The sequence below is a fragment of the Bacillus sp. SD127 genome (genome assembly GCF_058566445.1).
The window spans coordinates 2,644,490-2,670,077 of sequence record NZ_CP191226.1 but is presented as its reverse complement, the minus strand read 5'-3'; the positions used below and the strand labels follow the sequence as shown (position 1 = coordinate 2,670,077).

Genomic DNA, 25,588 nt, shown 5'->3' with positions numbered 1-25,588 from the left:
ATAAGACGTGACATTTAGAAGGGAGAGGAAGATGAAAAAACTTAAATTGCGGTTGACGCACCTCTGGTATAAGCTGCTGATGAAACTGGGCTTAAAAAGCGATGAAGTGTATTACATAGGAGGGAGTGAAGCTTTGCCGCCGCCATTATCAAAAGACGAGGAGCAGGTTCTATTAATGAAGCTCCCAAGCGGCGACCAGGCGGCCCGCGCTATTTTGATCGAACGCAACCTGCGGCTTGTCGTCTATATCGCACGGAAATTTGAAAACACGGGAATTAATATTGAAGATTTAATCAGCATCGGCACCATTGGATTAATCAAAGCTGTGAATACCTTCAATCCGGAAAAGAAAATCAAGCTGGCTACATATGCCTCTCGCTGTATCGAGAATGAAATCCTGATGTATTTAAGGAGAAACAACAAAATCCGTTCAGAAGTTTCTTTTGATGAACCGCTTAATATTGATTGGGACGGCAATGAGCTTCTGCTTTCTGATGTGCTGGGCACGGATGACGACATCATCACAAAGGACATTGAAGCAAATGTAGATAAAAAGCTTCTAAAAAAAGCGCTCGAACAGTTAAATGAGAGGGAGAAACAAATCATGGAACTGCGTTTTGGGCTCGTCGGCGAAGAGGAAAAGACCCAAAAGGATGTTGCGGATATGATGGGGATTTCCCAATCCTATATTTCCCGTCTGGAAAAAAGAATCATTAAAAGATTGCGAAAAGAATTCAACAAAATGGTGTAAAAAATTTTTGCGGGTTAATCCCTTGATTCTACAAGGATTTCCCAATTATGACTATTTTTCGGTTTGAGTGCAGTGCATATTTTTCCCACCCGAGGAGATACTTAACGTTGTACAGCAGCTCCTGTAGGGAGGGAAAAAAGTGTCGAGAAATAAAGTCGAAATCTGCGGGGTGGATACCTCCAAATTACCCGTACTCAAGAATGAAGAAATGAGAAAGCTGTTTAGGCAATTGCAGGACGAAGGTGATGATTCAGCCAGAGAAAAGCTTGTAAACGGGAACTTGCGTCTTGTCTTAAGTGTCATTCAAAGATTTAATAACAGAGGGGAGTATGTTGATGACTTATTTCAAGTCGGCTGCATCGGACTAATGAAATCCATAGATAATTTTGATCTAAGCCACAATGTTAAGTTTTCAACATACGCTGTACCTATGATTATCGGAGAGATCCGCAGGTATTTACGCGATAATAACCCGATACGTGTCTCGAGATCACTTAGGGATATCGCATATAAGGCACTCCAGGTAAGAGAACGGTTAATCAGTGAGACAAGCAAGGAGCCGACGGCAGAGGATATCGCCAAAGTTCTTGAAGTACCGCACGAAGAAATTGTGTTTGCACTCGACGCCATTCAAGATCCGGTATCTCTTTTTGAACCGATCTACAATGACGGCGGAGATCCGATTTATGTCATGGATCAAATCAGTGATGAACGCAACAAAGATACACAATGGATTGAAGAGCTGGCTTTGAAAGAGGGCATGAGAAGGCTGAACGAGAGGGAAAAAATGATTTTAAGAAAACGGTTCTTCCAAGGAAAAACGCAAATGGAAGTAGCCGAAGAAATCGGGATTTCTCAAGCACAGGTGTCCAGACTGGAAAAGGCAGCAATCAAACAAATGAATAAGAATATTCATCAATAGCATGGACGTGGAAAGCCTTTAAAACAGAAATTGTTTTAAAGGCTTTTCTATTTAGAAGCGGGCGGTTTACGTTTTCGAAAAAGTAAGGTATCCTAGTCCGTACACAGTTTTGTGAAAATTAAAACAATTATTCGGTTTGGAAAGAGGAGGACCACAATGATTTTGCAGCTTGACAATGTCTCACTAAAACGGAATGGAAAATGGATACTAAAGGATATTCATTGGAAAGTAGAAGAAAAGGAGAACTGGGTGCTTTACGGATTAAATGGAGCAGGGAAGACTGCGCTGTTAAATATGCTATGCTCTTACTATTTTCCGACAACAGGCGAGATGCAGGTGCTTGGTCATGTATTCGGAAAAACGGAGCTGGGAGATAAACTCAGACGAAAAATCGGCCTTGTCTCAGCGGGTCTTCAGCAAAAATTGTATCCGGCAGATTCAGCTTTTGAAATTGCTCTGAGCGGGGCATATGCTTCGATTGGCTTGTATGAAACACCAAGTGCGGAAATCAGAGAAAAAGCGATTGCCCTGCTCGAGGACTTAGGAGCCATTGATTATGCCGACCGCCGCTACGAAACTCTTTCTCAAGGAGAGAAACAAAGAGCTTTAATCGCAAGAGCGCTAATGGCTGATCCGGAGCTGCTTATACTGGACGAACCAGTTACAGGACTTGATTTTATTGCCCGGGAAAAACTGTTAGATACGATTACGCACATTGCAAGCAGGGAAAATGCGCCGTCTATTCTTTATGTTACGCATCATGCGGAAGAAATTTTGCCGATTTTTGATAAAGCCCTCTTGTTAAAAAAGGGAGAAGTCTTTAGGTCAGGACACATGAAAGACATGCTGACAGACGAATCACTTTCTTCTTTTTTTGATACGCCGATCCGTGTATTATGGAATCAGGATCGTCCGTTTTTAACAAGAGCTGAGCCGGTAACAAATGCATAACAACATACGATTCATCCTGGGGGTGCTTTCGAAGCTGAGAGAGACGCTTGTCTCAACCCTTATTGACCTGATCTGGATCATACCAGCGGAGGGAAGCGGTGAAAAAAGCGGAGAATGCAGCAGCTTGCACTCTGCTTTCTTTATTAAGCCGTTTCATGAATATGAAACGGCTTTTTTCTATTAAAAATAGGAGCGGATAACATGATTGATCAAGTAGAATCTTTACTGAAAAAAGCGGAAGAACAAAAAGACGAGCTCATTGAGCTTGCGAAAACGCTGATTTCTTTTAAAACACCGGCGCCGCCTGCGAGAAATACAGACAGCATCCAAACATGGATTGCACAGTTTTTGCTTGAACGGGGGTTTTCCATCGACAAATGGGACGTTTATCCAGGAGATCCCAATGTTGTGGGTGTTTTAAAGGGAACAAATTCAGCAGCCTATCAAAGTTTAATCATCAATGGGCATGTCGATGTGGCAGAGGTAAAAGAGGGCGAGGACTGGGTGCATGACCCATTTTGTCCCAGTGAGAAAAACGGTTTCTTAATCGGCCGGGGCGCTTCAGATATGAAAGGCGGAATGGCCTGTGTGCTGTTTGCTTTAAAGCTGATTCGTGAAGCGGGCGTTGAGCTCCCGGGCGATTTGATTCTGCAATCGGTCATCGGGGAGGAAGTCGGAGAGGCCGGCACGCTTGAATGCTGCAAAAAGGGCTATCACGCAGACTTTGCAGTTGTGGCGGATACGAGCGATATGCATATTCAAGGTCAAGGCGGAGTGATTACAGGCTGGATCGAAATGAAAAGCAGTCAAACGTTTCACGATGGAACAAGACGGAATATGATCCACGCTGGCGGAGGAACCTTCGGGGCGAGCGCAATCGAAAAAATGGCAAAAATCATTTCTGGACTCGGTGAGCTGGAGCGACATTGGGCCATTATGAAAAGCTATCCTGGCTTTACCCCCGGTACAAACACAATTAATCCCGCTGTTATAGAAGGAGGCAGACATGCGGCCTTTATAGCGGATGAGTGCCGATTATGGATTACCGTCCATTTTTATCCCAATGAAACGCATGAAGAAGTGGCTGCTGAAATAGAAGATTACATCAACAGGCTGAGTGACAGTGATATTTGGCTGAGGGAAAACCGTCCTGTCTTCAAATGGGGAGGCTCTTCAATGATTGAAGAAAGAGGAGAAATTTTTCCGGCCTTGGAAGTTGATCCGGCTCATCCCGGCGTTTTAGCCCTTACGGCGTCACACGAGGAGATCAAACGGGAACGCCCGGTCATTGACGTATCTCAAACCGTAACCGATGGTGGATGGCTTTATCATGCCGGTATTCCAAGCGTAATATACGGACCGGGCGATTTATATAATGCTCATGCCGTTAATGAAGAGGTATCGATTGAGCAGCTCGTAGATTATACGAAAATCATGCTCACGTTCATCATAAGCTGGTGCAGCCGCAAAAAAGAACAATGATCATGAAAATTTCTCCTTGCTGACAAGGTTCAGCCCGCCCGTTCATATACTAGAAAAAAGGACCGAAAAAGGACGTGATGGGATGATCAGCATTTCAGAATTTCAAGTAAAGGATGTCGTCAATGTCTCTAACGGAAAAAAATTAGGGAGCATCGGTGATATTGATATCAATGTCACCACAGGAAAAATTCAGGCGATTATACTAGGGGGAAATGGAAAAGTTCTCGGTTTTTTTGGAAAGGAAGAGGAAATGGTCATTCCTTGGCGAAATATAGTTAAAATCGGAGAAGATGTCATTTTAGTCCGATTAAGTGAATCCCACGCTTAACCTGCTTTTTTGCTGCTGATTGTCAAATGCCGGAAGTCTGAACTCTTCCGGCACATTTCATTTATGAAATATGTAAATCGGCGCTAAACGAATGCAGAAAGATGTGGTAAAATAAGTGGGAAATTACGCCTTATAAATGTTTGTCGAAAGGTTGGATCATCATGAATACATATCACCCATTCAGTCTCACCACCCCCTCGACACTCATGATACAAGACTGGAAACAAACGAATCAAAACGATGCAGAAGTCATTGCCGGATTTACTACGAAAAACGGCGGTGTCAGTCAAAAACCTTTTGAGTCGTTAAATACAGGATTGCACGTTCATGACAAAGATGCAGATGTGGTTAAAAATCGTGAATATATAGCCGATATGTTTAATATTGATTTGCAGTCTTGGGTATTTGCTGACCAGACACACGACAATCGCGTCCAAAAAGTGACGCAGAGGGATAGGGGAAAAGGCGCCCGTGAGTATCACTCAGCTTTTAAAGCAACAGACGGGCTCTATACAAATGATAAAAATGTATTTTTGGCATTATGCTTTGCTGATTGTGTGCCCCTATTCTTTTTCGATCCGGTGAAATCGCTTGTCGGGATCGCTCATGCCGGATGGAAAGGCACGGTCAAACAGATTGGCAGAGAAATGGTGAAGCAATGGACCGAACAGGAGGGCTCGAAGCTTTCTGATATATACGCTGTTGTCGGACCGTCTATCTGCGGTGCGCGCTATACGGTAGATGACCGTGTGATGAATGCTGTCCGCGCATTGCCGTTTTCAGCAGATCGCGCCGTGAATCAGGCGGGGCAGGGGCAGTATCAGCTTGACCTGAAAGAGCTGAACCGACTCATACTGATTGACAGCGGTTTGGCAAATGAGCAGATTTCTGTCAGCGGTTTATGTACGGAAAGTGAGCCGTCACTTTTCTTTTCCCATCGGCGAGATCAGGGGAAAACAGGACGGATGATGTCCTTTATCGGAATGAAGGAGGCATAAAAGATCTTGCGTGTTGTTGATCATTTACGACATATAAACGAACGAATAAACGAAGCATGTAACAGATCGGGCCGCAGATCCGATGAAGTTACGGTTATTGCAGTCACAAAATATGTGTCGCCTGAAAGAGCACAGGAGGCGGTCGATGCGGGCATCAAGTGCCTCGGAGAGAACCGGGACGCCGAACTGCTTCGCAAACAGGAAATCATTAAAGGAAATCCGGAATGGCATTTTATCGGCAGCCTTCAATCAAGAAAAGTAAAAGCTGTCGTCAATTCAGTTTCCTATATTCATTCCCTGGACCGGCTTTCATTAGCGAAAGAAATTGAAAAACGGGCTGAAGGTGCTGTCCAATGCTTTGTGCAGGTCAATACCTCGCTTGAGCCCTCTAAACACGGCATGAATAAAGAAGAAGTGATACCATTCATACAGGAGCTTTCCGGCTTTGACAACATTGTTGTGGCCGGACTGATGACAATGGCTCCACTGACTGATGACCAAGATGAGATTAGAAGCTGTTTCCGAACGCTTAGAGAACTTCGTGATCAGGTTCAAGAGCTGAAACAGCCGAACGCTCCATGTACAGAACTGTCGATGGGCATGTCAAATGATTTTGAAATCGCGATTGAAGAAGGGGCTACTTATATTAGAATCGGCTCATCGTTAGTCGGAAATGAAACAGGGGGTGTACAGCAATGAGTATGAAAAATAAACTGAAAAACTTTTTCTCAATGGATGAAGAAGAATACGAATACGAATATATTGAAACTGAGCGGGATTCTCATGAAGAACAGGAACAAAAAGAAAAACCTGCTTATAATGCTGGTAAACCAGCAGCCAAACAGAATGTAGTAAGCTTGCAAAGTGTTCAGAAATCCTCTAAAGTGGTGTTGAGTGAGCCGCGCGTTTATGCGGAGGCGCAGGAAATAGCCGACCATCTGAAGAACAGGCGGGCAGTTGTCGTCAATCTTCAGCGGATACAGCATGACCAGGCGAAACGGATTGTTGACTTTTTAAGCGGCACCGTTTATGCCATTGGCGGCGATATCCAAAGAATCGGTTCAGATATTTTCCTATGCACGCCTGACAACGTAGATGTTTCAGGCACAATTTCTGAGCTCATATCTGAAGACGATCAGAGGTGGTAAAGCGAGATGATCCTTTATCAAGTTTTTTCGGTTTTAAGCTTATTAATTACAATATACTCATTTGCCCTGATCATATATATTTTTATGTCATGGGTGCCGAGTACGAGGGAAACAGCAGTCGGACGGTTTTTAGCGTCGATCTGTGAACCATATCTCGAGCCATTCAGAAAAATCATCCCTCCAATTGCAATGCTGGATATCTCGCCAATCGTAGCCATTCTTGTGCTGCGGTTTGCAACAACCGGCTTGTGGGGGCTTTATCGCATGATTGCGTTTTAAGGTGACAGTTTGATAGGGGGCTTGGCAGCAGCCAAGCCTCTTTACATAGAAGGGAAAGACGATGAGCGATATTTATCAGCACTTCAGAAAAGAAGAGCGTGCCTTTATCGATCAGGCGCTCGAATGGAAAAGAATTGTCCAGGAACAGTACCGGATGAAGCTGACCGACTTTTTAGATCCCCGGGAGCAGGTCATTCTCGCTGCGGTCACGGGACAGGCAGATGTAGGACTGGCTTTTTCCGGCGGCTATGACAGAGCGGAGCGAAAACGGGCCATTTTATATCCTGAGTACATTACGCCGGAAGAATCGGATTTTGAGCTTCAGGCGTTTGACGTTCGCTATGCTGAAAAATTTGTGACGGTTGATCACCGGTCTCTCCTTGGTTCGTTAATGGGAATCGGTCTGAAGCGGCAAAAGTTTGGCGATTTAGTGTTTTCAGAGACGGCGGTGCAAATCATTGTCTCAGCTGATACAGCCGATTTTGTTGCGGCTCAGCTTACCCAAGCCGGAAAAGCTGCAGTCAAGCTTGAGAAAATTGACTTGTCAGACCTTGAAATTCCTGCACGAGATGTCGAAATAAGAGATGACACCGTTTCTTCTTTAAGGCTTGACGCGGTCTGCGCCTCTATGAGCAGGCAATCACGCCAGAAATCACAAACGCTGGTGAAAAACGGTCTCGTAAAAGTGAACTGGAAGGTTGTTGAAGACCCTTCTTACCAGGTTGCTGAAGGGGATATGCTCTCTATCAGGGGCTTTGGCCGCTGCAGCCTGACAAAAATCGAAGGGAAAACCAAAAAAGACAAGTGGAGAGTCACGTTTGAACGACAAAAATAGTCGGTTTTTCAGTTTTTTTCTCCATCTGTGCGAAATTTGTTTTATAATGTGAACTAGATAACCGTACTGAAATGTAAAAAATGGAGGTGGCATCATGCCATTAACGCCGAATGATATTCACAACAAGACGTTTACAAAAAGTTTTCGCGGATATGATGAAGACGAGGTAAATGAATTTCTGAGTCAAGTCAGAAAAGATTACGAAATTGTTCTCCGTAAAAAAACAGAGCTTGAAGCGAAAGTCAATGAGCTCGATGAAAGAATCGGACACTTTGCCAACATTGAAGAAACGCTGAATAAATCCATTCTGGTTGCCCAAGAAGCAGCTGAGGACGTAAAGCGCAATTCTCAAAAGGAAGCAAAGCTGATTGTTCGGGAAGCGGAGAAAAACGCTGATCGCATCATCAACGAATCTTTATCGAAATCAAGAAAAATCGCAATGGAAATCGAAGAGCTGAAAAAACAGTCTAAAGTGTTCAGAACACGTTTCCAAATGCTGATTGAAGCGCAGCTTGATCTTCTGAAAAATGATGATTGGGATCATTTGCTTGAGTATGAAGTCGACGCTGTGTTTGAGGAAAAGGAATAAATTCTCTGATTACCTTGACATTTTCTTAGCTTGTCGAATATAATACGTTCATAAATTCAGATGAAAAGACGGTTGAAAGGGACAGTCATGTTTCCATCATGCCTTCATAGCGACCCGGAGATGGTGAAAGTCCGGGATGGCCGGAATCATGTAGATCAGCCCTTAAGTTTCCTTTCTGAACTCACAGTAGGTTAGGACGTTCATCACGTTACGATGCTCGAGAGGAAAAAGCGTAAGCCTGGCTTTTTCTAAAAGGGTGGTACCGCGAGATAAGCTTTCTCGTCCCTTATGGGATGAGAGGGCTTTTTTTATTTTCTGAAAAAATTGGTGGAGGAATGAAAATGGATTACAAAGACACGCTCTTAATGCCGAAAACAGATTTTCCGATGCGAGGCAACTTGCCAAACCGTGAGCCTGACATGCAAAAGAAATGGGAGGAGCAGGATATCTACAGTCTAGTACAGGAACGGACGAAAGACCGCCCTAAATTTGTTTTACATGACGGACCTCCGTACGCAAACGGCGATATCCACATGGGCCACGCGCTTAACAAAATTTTAAAGGACTTCATCGTCCGCTACAAATCAATGAGCGGGTACAACGCACCGTATGTACCGGGCTGGGATACACACGGGTTGCCGATTGAAACAGCTCTTACAAAAAACAAAAAAGTGAACCGCAAAGAAATGTCAGTAGCTGAATTCCGCAAGCTATGCGAAGAATATGCATGGAAGCAAATTGAGGGTCAGCGTGAGCAATTCAAGCGTCTTGGAGTCCGCGGCGACTGGGAAAATCCATATGTGACACTGAAACCGGAATATGAAGCGCAGCAAATCCGCGTTTTCGGTGAAATGGCAAAACGAGGCTATATTTATAAAGGCCTTAAACCGGTTAACTGGTCACCTTCAAGTGAGTCTGCTTTAGCTGAAGCGGAAATCGAATATCAAGACAAACGCTCAGCATCTATTTACGTTGCTTTTGGCGTAAAAGACGGAAAAGGCGTGCTTGAAAATGGCGAGCGCATCATCATTTGGACAACAACGCCTTGGACGATTCCTGCAAACCTCGGCATTTCAGTTCATCCTGATCTGGAATACAGCGTGATTGCAGTCGGTGATGATCGCTTTGTTGTAGCAAGTGCACTGGTTGAAGCTGTAGCTTCTGCATGCGGCTTTGAGCAGTATGAAGTGACAAGAACGATCAAAGGGAAAGATCTCGAAAATATTATCGCTGAACATCCGCTATACGGCAGAGATTCACTCGTTATGCTTGGCGATCACGTGACAACTGACGCCGGAACAGGCTGTGTTCATACAGCACCGGGACATGGGGAAGATGACTTTATCATTGGCCAAAAATACGGCTTAGACGTCCTTTGTCCGGTTGATGAAAAAGGTGTGATGACAAGCGAAGCTCCTGGCTTTGAAGGTATGTTCTATGATGATGCAAACAAAGTGATCACACAGCAGCTCGAAGAAAAAGGCGCACTCGTGAAGCTTGAATTCATTACACACTCCTATCCGCACGATTGGAGAACAAAGAAACCAACCATTTTCAGAGCAACTGCGCAATGGTTTGCGTCTATTAAAGATTTCAGATCAGACCTGCTGGATGCCATTAAAGAAACCAAATGGGTTCCTGAATGGGGCGAGCAGCGTTTGCACAACATGGTTCGTGACCGCGGAGACTGGTGTATTTCCAGACAGCGTGCATGGGGTGTGCCGATTCCGGTATTTTATGCTGAAAACGGCGAGCCAATCATCACAGATGAAACGATTGAGCACGTTTCAGAATTGTTTAGACAACATGGCTCAAACATTTGGTTTGAAAAAGAAGCGAAGGATCTTCTTCCGGAAGGCTTTACGCATCCTGGAAGCCCGAACGGCACTTTTACAAAAGAACAGGACATCATGGATGTTTGGTTTGATTCTGGTTCTTCCCACCAAGCGGTGCTTGAAGAACGCGAGGATCTCGTTCGGCCGGCTGATTTATACCTTGAAGGCTCTGACCAATACCGGGGCTGGTTTAACTCATCTCTATCAACAGCAGTAGCCGTAACAGGAAAAGCGCCATATAAAGGTGTGCTCAGCCATGGGTTTGCACTGGATGGAGAAGGACGCAAAATGAGTAAATCCATCGGTAACGTCGTCGTTCCAGCAAAAGTCATGAAACAGCTTGGCGCCGACATTTTGAGATTATGGGTGTCTTCTGTTGACTACCAGGCGGATGTTCGCGTGTCTGATGCGATTCTGAAGCAGGTTGCTGAAGTATACCGTAAAATCCGCAACACGTTCCGTTTCCTTCACGGCAACCTGTTCGATTTTGATCCAAAAACAAATGCGGTGGCTGTTGAAGATCTTCGTGAAGTCGATCAGTACATGCTGATTAAGCTAAACAAACTGATTGATAAAGTGAAAAAAGCGTATGACGAGTACGAATTTGCGGTTGTGTATCACAGCATCCATAATTTCTGTACAATTGAATTAAGCTCATTCTATCTGGATTTCGCTAAGGATATTGTATACATTGAGCATGCGGATCATCCGGATAGACGCAGCATGCAGACTGTATTCTACGAAACGCTGCTTGCGTTAGTGAAGCTTACAGCACCGATTCTGCCTCATACCGCTGACGAATTATGGTCTCACTTAACATTCGTTGACGAGCAGAGCGTTCAGCTGACAGACATGCCGGAAACGATTGCGGTTCCAAACAGCGAAGCGACAGAAGATAAGTTTGACCGTTTTATGTCTCTTCGTGATGATGTGCTAAAAGCGTTAGAAACAGCGCGAAATGAAAAAATCATTGGTAAATCATTGGAAGCAAGCCTGAAATTGTATCCGAATAAAGAAAACAAAGAGCTATTAGCTTCTATTAAAGAAAATCTTTCTCAGCTGTTTATTGTTTCTGAATTAACCATCAGCGAAGAAAATGAAGCGCCAAACGATGCGCAAAGCTTTGAGACAGGGAAAATCGCTGTCGAGAAAGCTGAAGGCGAAATGTGTGAGAGATCCCGTGTGATTTCTAAAGATGTAGGTGCGAACCCGAAATATCCTACATTGTCACAGCGCAACGCTGAAATCGTTGAAAAGTATTATCAGAACTAATGAAAAGAGCCCGGCGCAAAAGCCGGGCCTTTTTTTGTGCCAAGAGTGACATCGTTTAGAATGGCAGGAAAAATCTTATGGGCTTTAGATCATCATTCACAGGTAACAATATAGGTATTACGTTAAGAGCAGGAGTTGTGATGAATGAATGATCAACTGACCGCAATTTATACGGAACTTCTTCTGATGAAAGAAGAATTACAGTCGAGATTATTTGAGTATTCTTGCTTTCAGGTTTCAACAAGCCCGCAAGCAGCAATCAATCATAAACAAAAAGCAACTCTGATCTATCATATTAAAGAAGAGCTTCAAGACGTTCTTCTCGCATTGTCGAAAATTGAGGACGGCACATTCGGATACTGTGAAGAAACTGGAGCTCCCATTCCTCTTTCAAAGCTGGCTGTGCTGCCGACAGCGCGAACAGCAAATGATTTTCTGTATTCAGTCCAATTTGAAAAAAAAACACTTCCTCTGTGGAAATCAACTGATATTGAATATGATCAGGCGCTGTATGAATAACAGCGCCTCTCCGATTAAGTCTGTATAGAGGCTGATATTTCTTTACTCCAGTGCTTTTTATTGATAAAATGCATAATGGACTAAAGTAACCGTATAATGGAGGAACGTTTGTGCTGTATTACGTTATCGCACTACTTATTATCGCAGCTGATCAACTGACAAAATGGCTTGTCGTCAAGAACATGGAACTTGGACAAAGCATACCGATCATTGATCAGGTATTCTATATCACCTCCCATCGCAATACGGGTGCGGCGTGGGGGATATTAGCCGGTCAGATGTGGTTTTTCTACCTCATCACAACTGCAGTCATTATTGGTATTGTTTATTACATACAGCGTTATACGAAAGGGCAAAAGCTTCTTGGTGTTTCCCTTGGACTCATGCTTGGCGGCGCCATCGGCAATTTTATCGATCGGGCTGTCAGACAGGAAGTGGTGGATTTTATCCATGTCATTATCGTCAATTACAATTACCCGATTTTTAATATCGCGGACTCTTCATTATGTGTCGGCGTAATGCTTTTATTTATACAAATGCTGTTGGACAGCGGGAAAAAGAAGAAGGAGCAATAGCATGAATCAATTTGACATAACCGCTTCAGAAGAACAAAAAAGTGAGCGGATTGATAAATTTCTGGCATCGACTGAAAATGGTTGGTCGAGAACCCAGGTGCAGCTATGGGTGAAGGACGGACAAGTTGTCGTGAACGGAAGCCCTGTAAAATCGAATTATAAAATTCAGCCGGGGGATCAGGTGACTGTCACTGTGCCTGAGCCTGAAGCGCTCGACGTGCTGGCAGAACCTATGGATCTGGATATTTACTATGAAGATCAGGATGTGCTGGTCGTCAATAAACCTCGCGGAATGGTTGTGCACCCAGCTCCCGGGCATCTTACGGGTACACTTGTAAACGGCCTTATGGCTCATTGTACGGACCTATCCGGAATAAATGGCGTGATGCGTCCGGGGATCGTCCACAGAATCGATAAGGACACGTCTGGCTTATTAATGGTGGCGAAGAATGATATGGCGCACGAGTCACTTGTAAACCAATTGGTCAACAAAACGGTTACGCGGAAATATACGGCAGTTGTCCATGGGCTTATTTCTCACGATGATGGTACAATTGATGCGCCGATCGGGCGGGATAAGAAAGATCGGCAAAGCATGACTGTAACACGTGATGGAAAAAACGCCGTCACTCATTTTCATGTTCTTGACCGCTTCCAGGAATTTACGCTTGTGGAATGCCAGCTTGAAACAGGAAGAACGCACCAAATCCGTGTGCATATGAAGTATATCGGATTCCCGTTAGCAGGAGATCCGAAATACGGGCCGAGAAAAACGATCGATTTTAACGGACAGGCGCTTCATGCCGGAATTTTAGGTTTTCAGCATCCGCGCACTGACGAATATATCGAATTTGAGGCACCGCTTCCTGATGATATGTCTGCTTTAATCGAAAATCTGAGAAAAACCCGTTGACAGGGCATCTCTTTTCTGAAATAATAAACGAAGCTGAATAGATTCTTTAAAACAGTCCAGAGAGGCTGAGAAGGATAACGGATTGACGGGATACGTGTATATGCACGCATCTTGTCCTAAAACCCCTCTCTGCCAATGGCAAGAGGGGTTTTTTCTTCTAAATGAACTGTGAGGTGTCACATAATGAATCAAAAAGCTGTCATTCTCGACGAACAGGCAATCAGACGTGCGCTGACCAGAATTGCTCACGAAATGATTGAACGCAATAAAGGGATGAACAACTGCATCCTTGTCGGTATCAAGACAAGAGGTATTTACTTGGCAAAACGCCTCGCCGAACGGATAGAACAGATTGAAGGGAATCCTGTAACGGTTGGAGAAATTGATATCACCCTTTACAGAGACGATCTATCCAAAAAAACGAGCAATGAAGAACCGCTCGTGAAAGGTGCAGATATACCGGTAGACATCACAGATCAAAAAGTAATTGTCGTAGATGATGTTCTTTACACAGGAAGAACGGTCAGAGCCGCAATGGACGCCCTTGTCGATGTAGGCAGACCTTCCTCAATTCAACTGGCTGTGCTTGTTGACAGAGGACACAGAGAACTGCCGATCCGAGCAGATTACATCGGGAAAAACATCCCGACTTCAAAAGCTGAAAAGGTTATGGTTCAGCTTGATGAGGTTGACAAAAACGATCTCGTCGCCATTTATGAAAATGAATAATGTATCACCTTTTTAAAGTAATCCAGAGAGGTTGCAAAGAGGTGCACAGCGAAGCCCCGAAAGTATGCGGCCGGTCTTTGTATGCCTCTTTGCGTAAAAACAGCAAAGAGGTTTTTTTATACAGTTATTAAGTCATCCTAATATGAAAAGTCATCAATCAGGGGGAAAATCATCATGAGTAAGAAAAAAGTTAATTTAGGAGTCAGGGAAATCCCGAAACCTTTCTCTTGGGTTTCGTTCAGCCTGCAGCATTTATTTGCGATGTTTGGCTCAACGATTTTGGTTCCGAAGCTGGTCGGAATGAGTCCTGCTGTTGCATTGGTGACGAGCGGTATCGGAACACTTGCTTACCTTCTGATCACGAAAGGACAAATACCAGCGTATCTCGGTTCATCCTTTGCCTTTATTTCTCCGATCATCTTGGTAAAAGCGACCGGCGGACCCGGAGCGGCAATGGTTGGTGCGTTTCTGGCAGGGCTTGTGTACGGGCTGATTGCCTTGCTGATCAGACAGCTCGGAACAGGCTGGCTGATGAAGCTTCTCCCGCCTGTCGTCGTAGGTCCGGTTATTATCGTCATTGGACTGGGTCTGGCCGGCACAGCGGTAAATATGGCCATGTATGCTGATCCGAATGCCAGTGAGCTGGTTTACAGCTTAAAACATTTCAGTGTTGCAGGTGTCACTTTAGCGATCACGATCATTTGCGCGATTTTCTTGCGGGGCTTCTTAAGCTTAATCCCGGTCTTGATCGGAATCATCGGCGGATACTTGTTTGCCTTGACTCAAGGAATTGTCAACTTCCAGCCGGTGCTTGACGCGAAATGGTTTGCAGTCCCTGAATTTATCATCCCGTTTAAAGATTATACGCCGTCAGTGACACTTGGCATCGCCGCAGCAATGGTCCCTGTCGCATTTGTTACCATGTCAGAGCATATCGGCCACCAGATGGTGCTGAGCAAAGTTGTAGGACAAGACTTCATTAAAAAACCGGGTCTCCATCGCTCGATAATGGGCGACAGCGCGGCCACAATCCTTGCTTCCTTGATTGGCGGCCCGCCTACAACAACTTATGGAGAAAACATTGGCGTACTGGCCATTACGAGAGTGTTCAGCGTCTTTGTTATCGGAGGCGCGGCAGTGATTGCCCTTTGCTTCGGCTTCATCGGCAAAATATCTGCGCTTATCAGTTCAGTCCCGTCAGCGGTTATGGGAGGCGTTTCCTTCCTGCTGTTCGGCATCATCGCTTCAAGCGGCTTGAGAATGCTGATTGACAACAAAATTGATTATGAAAATAACAGAAACCTCATCATCACATCAGTCATCCTTGTAATCGGCGTAGGCGGCGCTTTTATTCAGGTGTCTGAAGGAGGATTCCAAGTGTCAGGCATGGCGCTTGCGGCAATTGTAGGTGTCATCTTAAACCTGATTCTTCCACAAGCGAAGGAAGAGCAGGCAGACACATCCGAACAACATCATATTTAAACCTTTTAATGAAAGTCCAGAGAGGCTTGGAAGGGTTATAAAGAGAAGAAAGCTTCACGCTGCTCCTCTATTTAACCGTACCCCGAGTCTATCCAAGACCGGGGTTTTTTCAGCCTTAAACAAGTTGAAATGAGAGGAGAAAGAAAATGAAGCATTTAACGACGATGAGTGAACTCAGCACTGGGGAAATCAAAGATTTGCTTCAAACTGCGCAAGACCTCAAAAACGGAAAAACAGACCATCAGCTGACAGGTAAATTTGCAGCGAATCTGTTTTTTGAACCAAGCACCAGAACACGATTCAGCTTTGAGGTAGCTGAAAAGAAACTGGGCATGAATGTCCTGAATCTCGACGGAACAAGCACCAGCGTACAAAAAGGCGAAACCTTATATGACACAATTCGAACGCTCGAATCAATCGGTGTTGACGTGTGTGTCATCAGAAACAGTGAGGATGAGTACTACAAAGAGCTTGTCGGACATGTAAATATCCCGATTCTGAATGCGGGAGACGGGTGCGGCCAGCATCCCACACAATCATTGCTTGATTTAATGACAATCAATGAAGAATTCAATACGTTCAAAGGCCTTACCGTCTCCATTCACGGCGACATTAAGCACAGCAGAGTCGCGAGGTCTAATGCTGAAGTGTTGACAAGACTCGGTGCCCGCGTTCTGTTTTCCGGTCCGCCGGAATGGCAGGATGAAGAAAATACGTTTGGCGCGTATGTCTCAATGGATAAAGCAGTAGAGACTTCGGATGTTGTCATGCTGCTGCGTATTCAAAATGAAAGACATCAGTCAGCTGTCAGCCATGAAGGCTATTTAAATGAATTCGGCTTGACTGTAGAACGGGCTCAACGTATGAAGCAGCATGCGATTATTATGCACCCGGCGCCTGTGAACAGAGGAGTGGAGATTGATCACAGCTTAGTAGAAAGTGGAAAATCAAGAATCTTCAAACAAATGCAAAATGGCGTATTTATCAGAATGGCAGTGTTACAGCGAGCCTTACAAACCAATGCGAAAAGAGGAGAAGCAGCGTATGTCATATCTCATTAAAAACGGCTGGATACTTAACGAAAATGGTGAAAAAACAGAACAGGATATTCGGGTGACAGGAGAGGTCATCTCAGAAATCGGCAAGCTTGATGCAGCAGATGGAGAAACGGTGATTGACGCGAAAGGATTGCTCGTGTCACCGGGCTTTGTTGACCTCCATGTACACTTTAGAGAGCCTGGCGGAGAGAAAAAAGAAACCATTGAAACCGGCGCAAAAGCGGCGGCGCGCGGCGGTTATACAACAGTAGCAGCAATGCCGAATACACGGCCGGTTCCTGATACGAAGGAGCAGATGGAATGGGTGCAAAACCGCATTAAAGAAACATCATGCGTCAGAGTCCTTCCTTATGCATCTATTACGATCAGACAAATTGGCGATGAGATGACAAACTTTGAAGCATTAAAAGAAGCTGGGGCATTTGCATTTACAGATGACGGCGTCGGTATACAGACAGCAGGAATGATGTATGAAGCAATGAAACGCGCAGCCGCGATTGACAAAGCGATTGTCGCACATTGCGAGGATAACTCCTTAATTTACGGAGGCAGCGTCCATGAGGGGACGTTTTCAAAAGCGAACGGGCTTAACGGCATTCCTTCTGTGTGTGAATCGGTTCATATTGCCCGTGACGTGTTACTGGCTGAGGCGGCAAACTGCCATTACCATGTATGCCATATCAGCACGAAAGAATCTGTGAGAGTCGTGCGTGATGCGAAAAAAGCGGGAATTCGGGTCACAGCAGAAGTTTCACCTCACCATTTACTGCTTTGTGATGAAGACATTCCCGGGCTCGACACAAACTATAAAATGAACCCGCCGCTGCGCGGTGCGGAGGATAGAGAAGCGCTGATTGAAGGACTTTTAGACGGAACGATCGACTTTATAGCAACCGACCACGCGCCGCATACAGAAGAAGAGAAAAACACAGAAATGAAGCTGGCGCCGTTCGGAATTGTCGGTTTGGAAACAGCGTTCCCGCTTCTTTACACACATTTTGTTAAAAACGGCAGCTGGACGCTGAAACAGCTGATTGATTATATGACAATCAAGCCTTGCGAAGCGTTTGGTCTCCCATATGGAACACTGAAAACGGGACAAGCAGCTGACATCACGTTAATCGACCTGGAAAGAGAAGCAGTTATAGACAAAGAAACATTCTTATCTAAAGGTAAAAACACACCATTTAACGGCCTTAACTGCAGCGGCTGGCCAGTCGCTACAATTGCAGCAGGAACGCTTGCTTATGAAGAAGGGAGACTTGTGAAATGAAAAGACGATTAGTACTGGAAAACGGAGCGGTATTTGAGGGAAAAGCCTTCGGGAGCTTGGAGCACAGCATGGGAGAAGTCGTTTTCAATACCGGTATGACTGGTTATCAGGAAATTTTGTCAGACCCTTCTTATTGCGGGCAGATCGTTACGTTAACATATCCGCTTATCGGAAATTACGGGATTAACCGTGATGACTTTGAATCCATTACGCCTTTTGTTAAAGGATTGGTTGTAAAAGAATTATGTGAACTGCCTTCCAACTGGCGTTCAGCTTACACATTGGATGAGTATTTAAAAATGAAAAACATTCCTGGACTGCAAGGAATTGATACGAGAAAGCTGACGAGAATGATCCGCACGGCCGGCGCGCTAAAAGGAACGTTTGCCTCACCTGATGAAGATATCGAAGCAGTACTGAAAAGACTGAACGAAACTGAACTGCCGAGAAATCAAGTATCCCAAGTGTCAGCCAAAACAGCATATCCTAGTCCGGGAAGAGGCAAACGCATTGTCTTGGTGGACTTTGGCATGAAGCACGGTATTTTAAGAGAGCTGAACAAACGGAAATGTGACGTCATTGTTGTGCCTTACAATGTAACAGCAGAAGAAGTCCTTCAGCTGAAGCCAGACGGCATCATGCTTTCTAACGGACCTGGCGACCCGAAAGATGTGCCTGAAGCAATTGAAATGATAAAAGGTGTTCTTGGAAAAGTGCCATTATTCGGAATTTGTCTCGGCCACCAGTTATTTGCGCTGGCGTGCGGAGCCGATACTGAAAAAATGAAATTCGGTCACAGGGGCTCTAACCATCCGGTAAAAGAGCTTGCAACCGGAAAAGTTGCCTTAACATCCCAAAACCATGGATATACAGTTTCATCTATAAATGAAACAGAGCTTGAAGTCACACACATCGCGATAAACGACGATACGATTGAAGGGCTGAAACACAAAACACTGCCGGCATTTACGGTTCAATATCATCCGGAAGCATCACCCGGTCCTGAGGACGCTAATCATCTATTTGACAGATTTATCGAAATGATCGAAACAACAGAGAAAGAAGGGGAAGCGGTATGCCAAAACGCGTAGACATTAACAAAATTTTAGTAATTGGGTCAGGACCAATTATCATCGGTCAGGCAGCTGAATTTGATTATGCGGGAACTCAAGCCTGCCTTGCATTAAAAGAAGAAGGCTATGAGGTTATTCTTGTCAACTCAAACCCGGCGACGATCATGACCGATACAGAAATGGCTGACCGGGTTTACATCGAACCGCTGACATCTGAATTTCTGACACGGATCATCAGAAAAGAGCGTCCTGACGCCATTCTTCCTACACTCGGCGGGCAAACAGGCTTGAATCTTGCGGTTGAGCTTTCTGAGCAAGGTGTGCTGGAGGAGTGCGGCGTTGAGGTGCTCGGCACAAAGCTGTCTGCAATCCAGCAAGCTGAGGACCGTGACTTGTTCAGAACATTAATGAATGAGCTGAATGAACCCGTCCCTGAAAGTGAGATCATTCACTCGCTAGAAGAAGCCGAGAATTTCGTCAGCCAAATCGGATTTCCTGTCATTGTCCGCCCTGCATATACATTAGGCGGCACAGGCGGAGGGATTTGCTCCACTGAAGCCGAGCTGAAAGAAATTGTTGAAAACGGCTTAAAATTAAGCCCGGTTCACCAATGTTTGCTTGAAAAAAGCATTGCCGGCTACAAAGAAATCGAATACGAAGTCATGAGAGACAGCCAAGATCATGCGATTGTCGTTTGTAATATGGAGAACATTGATCCGGTCGGAATCCATACAGGAGACAGTATTGTCGTCGCACCGAGCCAAACGCTCAGCGACCGGGAATATCAGCTCCTGCGGAATGTATCTTTAAAACTGATCCGTGCGCTTGGAATTGAAGGCGGATGTAACGTACAGCTCGCTTTAGATCCAGACAGCTTCCAATACTACATCATTGAAGTGAACCCGCGTGTCAGCCGTTCATCTGCCCTTGCATCAAAAGCGACAGGCTATCCGATCGCAAAGCTCGCAGCTAAAATCGCCGTCGGCCTTTCATTAGACGAGATGATGAATCCGGTGACAGGTAAGACATACGCAGCGTTTGAACCAGCGCTGGACTATGTCGTATCTAAAATACCGCGCTGGCCATTTGATAAGTTTGAATCAGCAAACAGAAGGCTCGGCACTCAGATGAAAGCGACGGGAGAGGTAATGGCGATTGGCCGCACGCTTGAAGAATCGCTGCTGAAAGCTGTGCGTTCACTGGAAGCTGATGTGTATCATCTTGAATTAAAAGATGCCGCTGATATTTCAGATGAGCTTCTCGAGAAGCGGATTAAAAAAGCCGGAGACGAGCGTTTATTCTACCTGGCTGAAGCGTACAGAAGGGGCTACACAGTTGAGCAGCTTCATGAATTCTCTGCCATCGACCTCTTTTTCCTGCATAAGCTGTTCGGAATCGTTCAGTTTGAAAAAGAGCTGAAAGCAAATGCGGGCGATACAGATGTGCTGAGACGGGCAAAAGAACTCGGATTTTCTGATAAGTACATCAGCCGCGAGTGGAAAATGAAAGAATCTGAGCTTTACAGCATGAGAAAACAAGCGGGAATCGCACCGGTATTTAAAATGGTGGATACGTGCGCGGCGGAATTCGAATCAGAAACGCCATACTTCTACAGCACATATGAAGAAGAAAATGAATCTGTTGTTACAGATAAGAAAAGCGTGATCGTACTTGGCTCCGGTCCGATTCGAATCGGACAGGGGGTTGAATTTGACTACGCTACAGTTCACTCCGTATGGGCAATTAAACAAGCAGGCTATGAGGCAATTATCGTCAATAATAACCCGGAAACCGTGTCGACCGATTTCAGTATCTCAGACAAGCTGTACTTTGAACCGCTTACGATCGAAGATGTCATGCATATCATTGACCTCGAACAGCCGATGGGCGTTGTCGTGCAATTTGGCGGACAAACTGCAATCAACCTTGCTGACGAACTTTCTGCACGCGGAGTCAAAATCCTTGGAACGTCATTAGAAGATTTAGACCGTGCGGAAGACCGGGATAAGTTTGAACAGGCGCTGGAAGAACTTCAAGTGCCGCAGCCGCTTGGCAAAACTGCGACATCGGTTGATCAGGCGGTAAACATCGCAAGCAACATCGGCTATCCGGTACTGGTGCGCCCTTCATATGTGCTTGGCGGACGGGCCATGGAAATTGTCTATCATGAGGAAGAGCTGCTCCATTATATGAAAAACGCAGTCAAAATCAATCCGCAGCATCCAGTCTTAATTGACAGATATCTGACTGGGAAAGAAATCGAAGTGGATGCGGTGTCTGACGGCCAAACCGTTGTCATTCCGGGAATCATGGAGCACATTGAGCGTGCGGGCGTGCACTCCGGAGACTCCATCGCGGTCTATCCGCCGCAGTCTCTGACGGAAGACATTAAGAAAAAAATTGAACAATATACGATCGCACTTGCGAAAGGGCTGAACATTGTCGGCTTGCTCAACATTCAATTCGTCCTGTCACAAGGTGAGGTATACGTGCTTGAAGTCAATCCGAGATCAAGCAGAACGGTGCCGTTCTTAAGCAAGATCACGGGCATCCCGATGGCGAACCTCGCGACAAAAGTCATTCTCGGGCAAAAGCTGGCTGAGTTTGGCTACAATGAAGGTCTGCAGCCTGAACAGCAGGGCGTATTTGTAAAAGCACCGGTCTTCTCCTTCGCGAAGCTGAGAAGAGTGGACATTACGTTAGGGCCTGAAATGAAATCAACTGGTGAGGTCATGGGCAAAGATTCAACCCTTGAAAAGGCCCTCTATAAAGCCCTGATAGCTTCAGGCATTCAAATCCCAAACTACGGTTCCGTGCTTTTAACAGTGGCTGATAAGGACAAAGAAGAAGGGCTTGCCATTGCTAAACGATTCCATGCGATCGGGTATAACATTTTAGCGACCGAAGGAACGGCAGGGTATCTCAAGGAAGCGTCAATTCCAGCGAAGGTCGTCGGAAAAATCGGCCAGGACGGCCCGAACTTGCTTGATGTGATCAGAAACGGAGAAGCCCAGTTTGTCATCAATACGCTGACAAAAGGAAAGCAGCCGGCAAGAGACGGATTTAGAATCAGACGTGAATCAGTAGAAAACGGTGTTGCCTGCTTAACATCTTTAGATACGGCAGAAGCCATTTTGCGGGTGCTGGAAAGCATGACGTTCCGTGCCGATCAAATGCCGGCAATCAACACAAATCAGGAGGCGGCAATCACTATATGAAAAAAGCGAATTTGACGGTGTGTGCTAACCAGCAAATTGCAGACCGGGTGTATCAAATGGTTCTAAAAGGGGAGCTTGTCCAAGGGTTTACTGTCCCGGGACAGTTCCTTCACCTGAAAGTGAGCGAAGCGGTTACGCCTCTTTTGCGAAGACCAATCAGCATTGCTGATGTTAACTTTGAAAAAAATGAAGTCACCATGATTTATCGAGTAGATGGGGAAGGAACAAGACTCTTGTCGCTGAAGCAGAAGGGAGATCTCGTAGATGTCCTCGGGCCTTTGGGCAATGGCTTTCCAGTAGATGAAGTCCAACCCGGAAAGACGGCTTTGCTGGTAGGAGGCGGTGTAGGAGTCCCGCCTCTCCAAGAACTGTCGAAACGTTTAAAGGAAAAAGGCGTAAAGGTCATACACGTTTTAGGATTCCAATCGGCAAAGGATGTTTTTTACGAAAAAGAATGCCGACAGTACGGCGACACATATGTAGCAACAGCTGACGGAAGCTACGGGGAAACCGGGTTTGTCACAGATGTCATCAAACAAAAAAATCTTGAATTTGACATTCTCCTCAGCTGCGGGCCGACACCGATGCTAAAGGCGCTCAAACAAGAATACGCCCACAAAGAGGTTTACATTTCCATGGAAGAACGAATGGGCTGCGGTATTGGTGCATGCTTCGCCTGTGTGTGCCATACAAACGAAAGTGAGACATCCTATGTAAAGGTATGTCTTGACGGACCTGTATTTAAAGCTCAGGAGGTGGCGCTGTAATGCTAGAGGTGAAATTGCCGGGTCTGGATTTGAAAAATCCGATCATTCCCGCATCAGGCTGCTTCGGTTTTGGAAAAGAGTTTGCGCGTTTTTATGATTTGTCTTGTCTCGGAGCAATCATGATCAAAGCTACGACAAAGGAGCCCCGCTTCGGGAATCCGACGCCTAGGGTAGCTGAGACTGGCGCTGGTATGCTCAATGCGATCGGTCTGCAAAATCCAGGGCTGGAAAGCGTCTTAGAAAATGAGCTACCATGGCTTGAGCAATTTGATACGCCTATTATTGCCAATGTCGCCGGTTCACAGGTCGAGGATTATGTTGAAGTAGCAGAACTTATCAGCAAAGCGCCTAATGTCCATGCGCTTGAATTGAACATTTCCTGTCCGAACGTCAAAACAGGCGGAATTGCTTTTGGCACAAATCCTGCCATGGCTGCTGATTTGACGAAGGCTGTTAAAAAAGTGTCAGATGTGCCTGTATATGTGAAGCTTTCTCCGAATGTGGCAAACATCACAGAAATTGCGGTAGCGATCGAAGAAGCGGGTGCGGATGGTCTAACGATGATCAACACATTAATCGGCATGAGGCTCGATTTAAAATCAGGAAAGCCAATATTAGCCAATAAAACTGGAGGGCTTTCGGGTCCTGCTGTAAAGCCTGTTGCCATCCGCATGGTGTATGAGGTCAGCCAGGCTGTCAGCATTCCGATTATCGGGATGGGAGGCGTTCAGACGGCCGAAGACGCATTGGAATTTCTTCTGGCTGGAGCAAGTGCGGTTGCTGTCGGAACAGCAAACTTCGTGAATCCTTTCGCATGCCCTGACATCATTGAGCAGCTCCCAGCTGTTTTACGCCAATACGGCTATGAATCTGTTGAAGAATGCATCGGAAGGAGCTGGAATCATGAAAAACAACCTGCCCATCATCGCGCTTGATTTTGCATCAGCTGAAGAAACACTGTCGTTTTTAGCGCCTTTTCACAAGGAACCGTTATTTGTGAAGGTTGGAATGGAGCTTTTTTATCAAGAAGGCCCGGCTATCATTGCACAATTAAAAGAAAGAAACTGTGAGATCTTTTTAGATTTAAAGCTACATGACATTCCGACCACGGTGAATAAAGCAATGAAGCGGCTTGCCTGCCTTGGAGTCGATCTCGTCAATGTTCACGCAGCCGGAGGCAAAAAAATGATGGAAGCAGCCTTGGAAGGCTTAGAGGAAGGCACGCCGGCAGGAAAACAACGTCCGTCACTTATTGCGGTAACCCAGCTGACAAGCACATCTGAACAAATGGTGAAGGATGAGCTGCTGATCAGAAAGCCTCTCATCGACACGGTTGTACACTACAGCAAACTGGCGGAGAATAGCGGACTTGATGGAGTGGTGTGCTCTGTTCATGAAGCGAAAGCCATTTACGAAGCAGTGTCGCCGTCGTTTTTGACGGTGACCCCGGGTATCCGTATGTCAGCAGACACTGCGAATGATCAAGTCCGCGTTGCAACGCCTTCTATAGCAAGAGAAAAAGGGTCATCAGCAATTGTTGTGGGACGCTCTATTACAAAAGCTGCAAATCCGCTAAAAGCCTATGAAGCTGTCAAACTCGAATGGGAGGGAATCAAACAATGAAACAAATCATCGCAAAACATCTATTAGACATTCAAGCTGTATTTTTACGCCCGAATGAGCCGTTTACATGGGCGAGCGGCATATTATCCCCAATTTACTGTGACAATCGCCTTACCCTTTCTTTCCCAGAGGTAAGAAATGATGTTGCTGCAGGCATCAGCAAGCTTATCCAAGAGCATTTCCCGAAAGCTGAAATGATCGCAGGAACAGCGACAGCAGGTATCCCTCATGCGGCATTGGCGGCTGACCGTTTGAACCTGCCGATGTGTTATGTGAGAAGCAAACCGAAAGCACATGGAAAAGGCAATCAAATTGAAGGTGCAGTTCAAAAAGGCCAAAAAACAGTTGTCATAGAAGATTTAATTTCCACAGGGGGCAGCGTACTCGAAGCTGCAGCAGCTCTGAAAACCGCTGGCTGTGAAGTGCTTGGTGTGGTATCAATCTTTACGTATGGACTTCCTAAAGCGCAGGAAGCGTTTGCTGAGGCTGATCTTCCATACTACTCGTTAACTGATTATGACACACTGACAGAGGTTGCACTTGAGAATGGAAATATTCATTCAGATGACCTGAAGAAGCTGCAAATATGGAAAACTAATCCCGAGTCAAAAGATTGGTTTAAAAATTAAAAAATAAATTTCAGTATTGTGAAGGGCTTTAATGCCTTGCCACGATTGAAAACAGGCCCTTGGGTCTGTTTTTTTATTAATCCTATAAAAAAACTCGGGTTGACTTATGTTAGAATTGTGCTAAAATTTACTACAAATCTGAAAAACTTATCAAGAGCGGCTGAGGGACTGGTCCTATGAAGCCCGGCAACCTGCACAATGTGTAAGGTGCTACTTCCAGCAAAATGTATTCCATTTTGAAAGATAAGGGCTACATGCAGTTCCTGTCTTTCTTTCCGCCGGATTGAAAGTTTTTTATTTTAAGAGGGGCTGTTTACGGAGATAACAGCAGCCGCATCA

25 protein-coding genes, 2 riboswitches and 1 other annotated feature are annotated in these 25,588 nt (G+C 45.3%); all 25 genes read left to right on the top strand.

Going from position 1 to position 25,588, the window contains the following annotated elements; genetic code table 11:
- Positions 1-31: 31 nt before the first annotated feature.
- The 25 genes from sigE to pyrE all read left to right on the top strand — a co-directional run bounded on the left by sigE (position 32) and on the right by pyrE (position 25,249).
- On the top strand, positions 32-751 hold the full coding sequence (sigE, locus tag ACQVGS_RS13870; RefSeq protein ID WP_024121327.1) for an RNA polymerase sporulation sigma factor SigE: 720 nt from the start codon (positions 32-34) through the stop codon (positions 749-751).
- 139 nt (positions 752-890) lie between these two features.
- Positions 891-1,673 carry an RNA polymerase sporulation sigma factor SigG gene (gene sigG, locus ACQVGS_RS13865; RefSeq protein ID WP_010334169.1) on the top strand — a complete coding sequence of 261 codons (783 nt, stop codon included), beginning with the start codon at positions 891-893 and terminating at the stop codon, positions 1,671-1,673.
- A 156-nt stretch (positions 1,674-1,829) separates the two neighbouring features.
- Positions 1,830-2,624: an ABC transporter ATP-binding protein gene (locus ACQVGS_RS13860; RefSeq protein WP_151175006.1), complete on the top strand. Its 795-nt coding sequence runs from the start codon at positions 1,830-1,832 to the stop codon at positions 2,622-2,624.
- 8 nt (positions 2,625-2,632) lie between these two features.
- A riboswitch (TPP riboswitch) is annotated at positions 2,633-2,735 on the top strand.
- Between the two features lie 90 nt (positions 2,736-2,825).
- Positions 2,826-4,106, top strand: coding sequence for an acetylornithine deacetylase (locus ACQVGS_RS13855; protein ID WP_491830293.1), 1,281 nt, complete (start codon positions 2,826-2,828; stop codon positions 4,104-4,106).
- An 82-nt stretch (positions 4,107-4,188) separates the two neighbouring features.
- The gene (locus ACQVGS_RS13850; protein ID WP_010334173.1) at positions 4,189-4,434 is read left to right on the top strand and encodes a YlmC/YmxH family sporulation protein; all 246 of its coding nucleotides are present in this window, start codon (positions 4,189-4,191) and stop codon (positions 4,432-4,434) included.
- 161 nt (positions 4,435-4,595) lie between these two features.
- Positions 4,596-5,432 (top strand): peptidoglycan editing factor PgeF, encoded by an 837-nt coding sequence (gene pgeF / locus ACQVGS_RS13845; RefSeq protein ID WP_127695277.1) that lies wholly within the window; start codon positions 4,596-4,598, stop codon positions 5,430-5,432.
- Between the two features lie 6 nt (positions 5,433-5,438).
- Positions 5,439-6,131, top strand: coding sequence for a YggS family pyridoxal phosphate-dependent enzyme (locus tag ACQVGS_RS13840; RefSeq protein WP_127695275.1), 693 nt, complete (start codon positions 5,439-5,441; stop codon positions 6,129-6,131).
- The gene (gene sepF / locus ACQVGS_RS13835; protein WP_024121333.1) at positions 6,128-6,580 is read left to right on the top strand and encodes a cell division protein SepF; all 453 of its coding nucleotides are present in this window, start codon (positions 6,128-6,130) and stop codon (positions 6,578-6,580) included. The genes ACQVGS_RS13840 and sepF overlap by 4 nt, the downstream gene beginning before the upstream one ends.
- A gap of 6 nt (positions 6,581-6,586) precedes the next feature.
- A complete protein-coding gene (locus tag ACQVGS_RS13830) occupies positions 6,587-6,859 on the top strand; it encodes a YggT family protein (protein ID WP_003221463.1) in 273 nt (90 codons plus the stop codon).
- A 61-nt stretch (positions 6,860-6,920) separates the two neighbouring features.
- Entirely contained in the window at positions 6,921-7,694 is a 774-nt protein-coding gene (locus tag ACQVGS_RS13825) for a YlmH family RNA-binding protein (protein WP_095713801.1), read from the top strand.
- A gap of 94 nt (positions 7,695-7,788) precedes the next feature.
- Positions 7,789-8,283 (top strand): septum site-determining protein DivIVA, encoded by a 495-nt coding sequence (gene divIVA, locus ACQVGS_RS13820; protein WP_010334179.1) that lies wholly within the window; start codon positions 7,789-7,791, stop codon positions 8,281-8,283.
- A gap of 62 nt (positions 8,284-8,345) precedes the next feature.
- Positions 8,346-8,573, top strand: a binding site (T-box leader).
- 51 nt (positions 8,574-8,624) lie between these two features.
- Complete coding sequence (ileS, locus tag ACQVGS_RS13815; protein ID WP_491830292.1) at positions 8,625-11,390, top strand: isoleucine--tRNA ligase; 2,766 nt, start codon at positions 8,625-8,627, stop codon at positions 11,388-11,390.
- A gap of 144 nt (positions 11,391-11,534) precedes the next feature.
- On the top strand, positions 11,535-11,909 hold the full coding sequence (gene ylyA / locus ACQVGS_RS13810) for a sporulation-related RNA polymerase-binding protein YlyA (RefSeq protein ID WP_024121336.1): 375 nt from the start codon (positions 11,535-11,537) through the stop codon (positions 11,907-11,909).
- 110 nt (positions 11,910-12,019) lie between these two features.
- A complete protein-coding gene (gene lspA / locus ACQVGS_RS13805) occupies positions 12,020-12,484 on the top strand; it encodes a signal peptidase II (protein WP_010334181.1) in 465 nt (154 codons plus the stop codon).
- 1 nt (position 12,485) lies between these two features.
- Complete coding sequence (locus ACQVGS_RS13800) at positions 12,486-13,397, top strand: RluA family pseudouridine synthase (RefSeq protein WP_024121337.1); 912 nt, start codon at positions 12,486-12,488, stop codon at positions 13,395-13,397.
- Between the two features lie 183 nt (positions 13,398-13,580).
- A complete protein-coding gene (gene pyrR / locus ACQVGS_RS13795; RefSeq protein ID WP_024121338.1) occupies positions 13,581-14,126 on the top strand; it encodes a bifunctional pyrimidine operon transcriptional regulator/uracil phosphoribosyltransferase in 546 nt (181 codons plus the stop codon).
- A gap of 174 nt (positions 14,127-14,300) precedes the next feature.
- Entirely contained in the window at positions 14,301-15,608 is a 1,308-nt protein-coding gene (gene pyrP, locus ACQVGS_RS13790) for a uracil permease PyrP (RefSeq protein ID WP_024121339.1), read from the top strand.
- Positions 15,609-15,754: 146 nt separating this feature from the next.
- Positions 15,755-16,669 carry an aspartate carbamoyltransferase catalytic subunit gene (locus tag ACQVGS_RS13785; protein ID WP_254518225.1) on the top strand — a complete coding sequence of 305 codons (915 nt, stop codon included), beginning with the start codon at positions 15,755-15,757 and terminating at the stop codon, positions 16,667-16,669.
- Complete coding sequence (pyrC, locus tag ACQVGS_RS13780; RefSeq protein ID WP_101861193.1) at positions 16,653-17,939, top strand: dihydroorotase; 1,287 nt, start codon at positions 16,653-16,655, stop codon at positions 17,937-17,939. Before ACQVGS_RS13785 ends, pyrC begins: the two co-directional genes overlap by 17 nt.
- Positions 17,936-19,030 (top strand): carbamoyl phosphate synthase small subunit, encoded by a 1,095-nt coding sequence (locus ACQVGS_RS13775; protein ID WP_024121341.1) that lies wholly within the window; start codon positions 17,936-17,938, stop codon positions 19,028-19,030. The genes pyrC and ACQVGS_RS13775 overlap by 4 nt, the downstream gene beginning before the upstream one ends.
- Positions 19,015-22,230 (top strand): carbamoyl-phosphate synthase (glutamine-hydrolyzing) large subunit, encoded by a 3,216-nt coding sequence (carB, locus tag ACQVGS_RS13770; protein ID WP_151175010.1) that lies wholly within the window; start codon positions 19,015-19,017, stop codon positions 22,228-22,230. The genes ACQVGS_RS13775 and carB overlap by 16 nt, the downstream gene beginning before the upstream one ends.
- The gene (gene pyrK / locus ACQVGS_RS13765; RefSeq protein WP_106020667.1) at positions 22,227-22,997 is read left to right on the top strand and encodes a dihydroorotate oxidase B electron transfer subunit; all 771 of its coding nucleotides are present in this window, start codon (positions 22,227-22,229) and stop codon (positions 22,995-22,997) included. Before carB ends, pyrK begins: the two co-directional genes overlap by 4 nt.
- A complete protein-coding gene (locus ACQVGS_RS13760) occupies positions 22,997-23,932 on the top strand; it encodes a dihydroorotate dehydrogenase (RefSeq protein WP_151175012.1) in 936 nt (311 codons plus the stop codon). The genes pyrK and ACQVGS_RS13760 overlap by 1 nt, the downstream gene beginning before the upstream one ends.
- Positions 23,901-24,620 (top strand): orotidine-5'-phosphate decarboxylase, encoded by a 720-nt coding sequence (pyrF, locus tag ACQVGS_RS13755; protein ID WP_103671392.1) that lies wholly within the window; start codon positions 23,901-23,903, stop codon positions 24,618-24,620. Before ACQVGS_RS13760 ends, pyrF begins: the two co-directional genes overlap by 32 nt.
- Entirely contained in the window at positions 24,617-25,249 is a 633-nt protein-coding gene (pyrE, locus tag ACQVGS_RS13750; protein ID WP_286109222.1) for an orotate phosphoribosyltransferase, read from the top strand. Before pyrF ends, pyrE begins: the two co-directional genes overlap by 4 nt.
- 144 nt (positions 25,250-25,393) lie before the next feature.
- Positions 25,394-25,499, top strand: a riboswitch (SAM riboswitch).
- The last annotated feature ends 89 nt before the right edge of the window (positions 25,500-25,588 follow it).

Bases quoted from the DNA above. Each gene is read 5' to 3' on its own strand.
- ACQVGS_RS13760 (WP_151175012.1), top strand. From the start codon at position 22,997: ATGCTAGAGGTGAAATTGCCGGGTCTGGATTTGAAAAATCCGATCATT.
- pyrK (WP_106020667.1), top strand. From the start codon at position 22,227: ATGAAAAAAGCGAATTTGACGGTGTGTGCTAACCAGCAAATTGCAGAC.
- sepF (WP_024121333.1), top strand. From the start codon at position 6,128: ATGAGTATGAAAAATAAACTGAAAAACTTTTTCTCAATGGATGAAGAA.
- ACQVGS_RS13825 (WP_095713801.1), top strand. From the start codon at position 6,921: ATGAGCGATATTTATCAGCACTTCAGAAAAGAAGAGCGTGCCTTTATC.
- ACQVGS_RS13855 (WP_491830293.1), top strand. From the start codon at position 2,826: ATGATTGATCAAGTAGAATCTTTACTGAAAAAAGCGGAAGAACAAAAA.
- pyrC (WP_101861193.1), top strand. From the start codon at position 16,653: ATGTCATATCTCATTAAAAACGGCTGGATACTTAACGAAAATGGTGAA.
- pyrF (WP_103671392.1), top strand. From the start codon at position 23,901: ATGAAAAACAACCTGCCCATCATCGCGCTTGATTTTGCATCAGCTGAA.
- pyrR (WP_024121338.1), top strand. From the start codon at position 13,581: ATGAATCAAAAAGCTGTCATTCTCGACGAACAGGCAATCAGACGTGCG.
- ACQVGS_RS13785 (WP_254518225.1), top strand. From the start codon at position 15,755: ATGAAGCATTTAACGACGATGAGTGAACTCAGCACTGGGGAAATCAAA.
- divIVA (WP_010334179.1), top strand. From the start codon at position 7,789: ATGCCATTAACGCCGAATGATATTCACAACAAGACGTTTACAAAAAGT.
- ACQVGS_RS13830 (WP_003221463.1), top strand. From the start codon at position 6,587: ATGATCCTTTATCAAGTTTTTTCGGTTTTAAGCTTATTAATTACAATA.
- ylyA (WP_024121336.1), top strand. From the start codon at position 11,535: ATGAATGATCAACTGACCGCAATTTATACGGAACTTCTTCTGATGAAA.
- sigE (WP_024121327.1), top strand. From the start codon at position 32: ATGAAAAAACTTAAATTGCGGTTGACGCACCTCTGGTATAAGCTGCTG.
- carB (WP_151175010.1), top strand. From the start codon at position 19,015: ATGCCAAAACGCGTAGACATTAACAAAATTTTAGTAATTGGGTCAGGA.
- ileS (WP_491830292.1), top strand. From the start codon at position 8,625: ATGGATTACAAAGACACGCTCTTAATGCCGAAAACAGATTTTCCGATG.
- pgeF (WP_127695277.1), top strand. From the start codon at position 4,596: ATGAATACATATCACCCATTCAGTCTCACCACCCCCTCGACACTCATG.
- ACQVGS_RS13860 (WP_151175006.1), top strand. From the start codon at position 1,830: ATGATTTTGCAGCTTGACAATGTCTCACTAAAACGGAATGGAAAATGG.
- ACQVGS_RS13800 (WP_024121337.1), top strand. From the start codon at position 12,486: ATGAATCAATTTGACATAACCGCTTCAGAAGAACAAAAAAGTGAGCGG.
- pyrE (WP_286109222.1), top strand. From the start codon at position 24,617: ATGAAACAAATCATCGCAAAACATCTATTAGACATTCAAGCTGTATTT.
- ACQVGS_RS13850 (WP_010334173.1), top strand. From the start codon at position 4,189: ATGATCAGCATTTCAGAATTTCAAGTAAAGGATGTCGTCAATGTCTCT.
- pyrP (WP_024121339.1), top strand. From the start codon at position 14,301: ATGAGTAAGAAAAAAGTTAATTTAGGAGTCAGGGAAATCCCGAAACCT.
- ACQVGS_RS13775 (WP_024121341.1), top strand. From the start codon at position 17,936: ATGAAAAGACGATTAGTACTGGAAAACGGAGCGGTATTTGAGGGAAAA.